Origin of the sequence: Armatimonas sp. (assembly GCF_043757465.1) — a bacterium.
In the GTDB taxonomy this organism is placed as follows: Bacteria; Armatimonadota; Armatimonadia; order Armatimonadales; family Armatimonadaceae; genus Armatimonas.
The window spans coordinates 1-3,868 of sequence record NZ_JAYVPL010000132.1 but is presented as its reverse complement, the minus strand read 5'-3'; the positions used below and the strand labels follow the sequence as shown (position 1 = coordinate 3,868).

4 protein-coding genes are annotated in these 3,868 nt (G+C 58.3%); all 4 read left to right on the top strand.

Features of this window, described 5'->3' with window-relative positions; translation table 11 throughout:
* Positions 1–155 precede the first annotated feature (155 nt).
* The 4 genes from nth to ACH2ED_RS18600 all read left to right on the top strand — a co-directional run bounded on the left by nth (position 156) and on the right by ACH2ED_RS18600 (position 3,854).
* Positions 156–905 carry an endonuclease III domain-containing protein gene (gene nth / locus ACH2ED_RS18615; RefSeq protein ID WP_395094209.1) on the top strand — a complete coding sequence of 250 codons (750 nt, stop codon included), beginning with the start codon at positions 156–158 and terminating at the stop codon, positions 903–905.
* Between the two features lie 3 nt (positions 906–908).
* Positions 909–1,502 carry an outer membrane lipoprotein carrier protein LolA gene (locus ACH2ED_RS18610; protein ID WP_395094208.1) on the top strand — a complete coding sequence of 198 codons (594 nt, stop codon included), beginning with the start codon at positions 909–911 and terminating at the stop codon, positions 1,500–1,502.
* Between the two features lie 25 nt (positions 1,503–1,527).
* Positions 1,528–3,381 carry a hypothetical protein gene (locus tag ACH2ED_RS18605; protein ID WP_395094207.1) on the top strand — a complete coding sequence of 618 codons (1,854 nt, stop codon included), beginning with the start codon at positions 1,528–1,530 and terminating at the stop codon, positions 3,379–3,381.
* A gap of 74 nt (positions 3,382–3,455) precedes the next feature.
* A complete protein-coding gene (locus ACH2ED_RS18600; RefSeq protein WP_395094206.1) occupies positions 3,456–3,854 on the top strand; it encodes a ChbG/HpnK family deacetylase in 399 nt (132 codons plus the stop codon).
* Positions 3,855–3,868: the final 14 nt, after the last annotated feature.

Genomic DNA, 3,868 nt, shown 5'->3' with positions numbered 1-3,868 from the left:
GAACGAGCGGAGCGAGCCCGACAGAGAGTTGTTTCTGTATCTGTATGATAGTCAATGAGTAGCATTTACGATCATCAGCGAGATGCGCACAAATGGTTTATATCCCCACGGATAAATCCGGGGGCTTTACGCCGCTTTCTGGTAAAATTCCATCTGTGAAGAAAGCAAGCGCAGGGTGGGTTTGCGAGGAGCTAGACATAGAATACGGGACACTTCAGTGGCGCTCGCACGGGGAGCCACTGGAGGCGCTGATGCAGACCATTCTCTCCCAGGCGACGTCGGATGTGAACAGTGGCCGGGCCTTTGATAGCCTGCGGCGGGCGTTTCCGGGCGGCTGGGACGACGTGCGCCTGGCGGAAGTGAGAGACATCGCCGATGCCATTCGCTGTGGAGGGCTCGCCGATGCCAAAGCGCCGCGCCTGCGCGCCGTGCTTCAGGAAATCTATGAGCGGGTCGGCACGACGGATCTAGAGTTTTTGAAGACCACGCCCACCGAGGAGGCGAAGGCGTTTTTGAATAGTTTTCACGGGGTGGGGCCAAAGACGACGGCGTGTGTTCTGATGTTCTCACTGGGCCGTCCGGTGCTGCCCGTAGACACCCATGTCTTTCGCGTTTCGCACCGGCTCGGGCTGATTGGCGAGAGACTTGGGGAAGCAAAGGCGCACGCGGCGCTCCAGAGCCAGCTCAAAGATGCCGAGGTTTATCCGTATCATGTGCATCTTATTCGGCACGGACGGCGGGTCTGTCAGGCGCAGCAGCCGCACTGTGAGGCGTGCATTTTGGCACCACGCTGTGCCTACCGGCAGCAAGGCGGTAGAATGGGTAAAAAATATCTGCCACAAAATTTGCCCATAACCCTCCACGGATTGAAGGAAAAGGCAGGAGACGGGTCGAACAAGGCGTAAGCGATGCAAAAAGCACCACAACTCAAAAATACAACAAAGCTGGCGCTCTCGCGGGCGAACCTGGCCAAGACGGCACAGTTCACCGTGACGACAGTGATGGCTCCTAAGAGCGGCCCCAAAGACACGCAGGTCTTTCAGGTCGCCGTGAGCGGTGCCAAGGCGCGTATGGACTATAAAGACAAGGCGCTCGGGGAAGTGCGTTATGTGGTTAATGAGAAAGGGACTTTCTTCTTCATTCCCGCTAACAAAGCGGCACAGAAGATGAACCTCAAGATTGAGGATGGTCTCAACACCGTGTTTTCGCAAGCCAGCGAGGTGCTGGCCGGAGCGCAGAAGACAGGCAAAGCGACAGTTGCGGGGATCGCTTGCGACATCTATACAAACCCACGCACGGGTTCTGTAGTGTATCTGGGAACGACACCGGGGTTTACACTTCCGGTAAAGCTAGAGATTAAGAATGTAGGAGGAGTGCAGACCATGCAAGCCTCTCAAATCAAACTGAACGGAAGTATCCCGGCGGCGCACTTTGCGCTTCCGGCGGGCACACAGGTTATCGAGGGACAAGGCGGGCCGACAGGTCTGCCGGGCTCCCGGTAAGAAAGCTTTTATAAGTGAGGTTAGTATGCAGAACAAGGTATTAGGCACGCTTCTCGTCACCCTTGGTGTGGCAGCGGTTTCCGTGGCTCAGGAGGTTCGCTTCCAGGTTGCCGGGCCGCAGAACGGAGCGACAGTACGTGAGACCGTCAAAATTCGTATTCCACGTCCCGCTCTGGAAGGGGTCAAGTACCTCGCTCTGGGAGTGGATGGCAAGTTCCGCGCGGGTGTCATGGTTCCTGAGCAGGGCCGCGAGGTGAAGACCGACCTTATCTACACGGATAAAGTCGGGATGATGGTGAACCTGCTCTGGAACACCAAGGCCAAGGTTCGTGATGAGGAGACACAAGCGGTTCTGGATGGGGTCGAGGACGGCCCGCACACTCTGGAGCTGGTTGCCTACGATGCGAGCAATAAAAAGATTGGCAAGCAGACCCTGACCCTGACGGTGAACAACCGGGGGGATCTGCGTATGCCCGCGGATGGAATCTCACTTGCCTACCGTTTTCAAGTAGGAGAGCAGAGCCAGTACCGCCAGCGTACGGATGTCGAGTTTGTCAACGATGCCAAAGTGCCCACCAACGCAGTCGCCCCTCGGGGCCGCAGTGGGTATGCCTCTGCCGGACGCGGTATGGGTGGTGGTGGTCGCGGTGGCATGATGAGTGGCTCCGGTGGCATGATGAGTGGCTCCGGCGGCATGCAAGGGGGGGCTGGTACCGATGACGGTGGCAGTATGATGGGCGGCTCTGGTATGCAAGGTGGCGGTCGCGGTGGCATGATGAGTGGTTCCGGTGGCATGCAGATGGGCGGCTCCGGTATGCAAGGTGGCAAGATGGGCGGCCCTGGTGGCATGAGTGGTTCCGGTGGCATGCAGATGGGCGGCTCCGGTATGCAAGGTGGCATGATGGGCGGCGGTGGCATGCAGGGGGGGAATCCCTTTGGCGATGGTCAGCCAGCGGGCCCTTTCCGGCTTCCCGTTCAGACTGTCAAGGCCAACTACACCCGCACGACAGAGGATCGTCTTGGGCCGAGCGACTACTTCATTCGCGATCGGGTTCAGGATGGCAGCATTTCCTCGCCTGCCGGTTCTGCGAAGCTGCAAGAGATCTACGACTTCAAGTCGCGCTACCGCACGGTAAGCTCGTCCGGTAGAGTGCTCGATCCAGGAATCGCCAATGGGGCCCGACCCGGTGCCTATGTGGCATTGCCCATGATTGAGCTGGGCGGCAAGCGCCGCATCGGCCAAAAGTGGACGACCTATGCGCCTATCTTGCTGGAGTGGGCAACTCTCGATGTCCCGACACAGGTTCCTTGCACCAATGTGCTAGAAGGACTGGAGTGGGAGAGTGGCTACCAGTGTGCCAAGATCCGCCAGACCTACAACGCGAAGGGCAACGTCCAGATCTTTGGTGGTGCTGGAAAGATCCAGAATGCGAAGATCAAGATGGATCGGACGATCTGGTTCAGCTACAAAGCGGGCAAGGTCATCAAGACAGAAACTGTCACCGAAGTCGAAGGGGATGCTCCCTCGGATATTCTTAACGCCATGGTGCCCCAAGCAGGCGGCGGCGGTGGGATGATGGGCGGTGGGATGATGGGCGGCGGCGGAATGGACGGCGAGGGCAGCATGATGGGCGGCGGTATGATGGGCGGCTCTGGTAGCATGCAGATGGGCGGTAAAATGGGTGGCCCAGGCGGCATGATGGGGGGCTCCGGCATGATGGGGGGCTCCGGCATGCAGTCGGGAAGTGGCGGCGGCTTTGGCGGTATGCAGTCTGGCGAGCAGCTAGACGCTCCCAAGATGCCCGCTAAGTTCCGCTCCATAACCGTGGTGGAGCTGGTCACGCCTACTCCCGCACTGAAGACGGCTCTGACAAAATAAGGAACGCTTCGTAGTACTCTAGACCTCCCTGGAATTTCAGGGAGGTCTTTTGCTTTCGGGAAAAAGGAACACAAATGTCCGAGCGCACGCTTGCGGAGCGGCTTGGCTACAAAGCCACCGATAAACTACTACTGATCCACGCCGACGACGTGGGAATGTGCCACTCTGTCAATGTGGCCACCACGGAGGCGATGGAGAAAGGTGTCGTGACCTGCGCCAGTATCATGGTGCCCTGTCCCTGGTTTCCGGAGATCGCGGCCTACTGCCGTGCCCACCCCGAAAAAGACTTCGGACTGCACCTGACCCTGACAAGCGAGTGGCAGCACTACCGCTGGCGACCGCTGACCTCCGCTAAAGAAACCCCTGGCCTGCTCGATAAAGAGGGCTTTAGTAAAATACTCCGGCCTAAAGGCCGGAGCTTTTTATTGAAAGCGGACACCGCAAAAGCCTCAAGAGTTCCCACTTTCTCCTAAACCCAGTTTCAGAG

Excerpts from the sequence above, each read along its gene's own strand:
- ACH2ED_RS18610 (WP_395094208.1), top strand. The coding sequence starts at position 909 with ATGCAAAAAGCACCACAACTCAAAAATACAACAAAGCTGGCGCTCTCG.
- ACH2ED_RS18605 (WP_395094207.1), top strand. The coding sequence starts at position 1,528 with ATGCAGAACAAGGTATTAGGCACGCTTCTCGTCACCCTTGGTGTGGCA.
- ACH2ED_RS18600 (WP_395094206.1), top strand. The coding sequence starts at position 3,456 with ATGTCCGAGCGCACGCTTGCGGAGCGGCTTGGCTACAAAGCCACCGAT.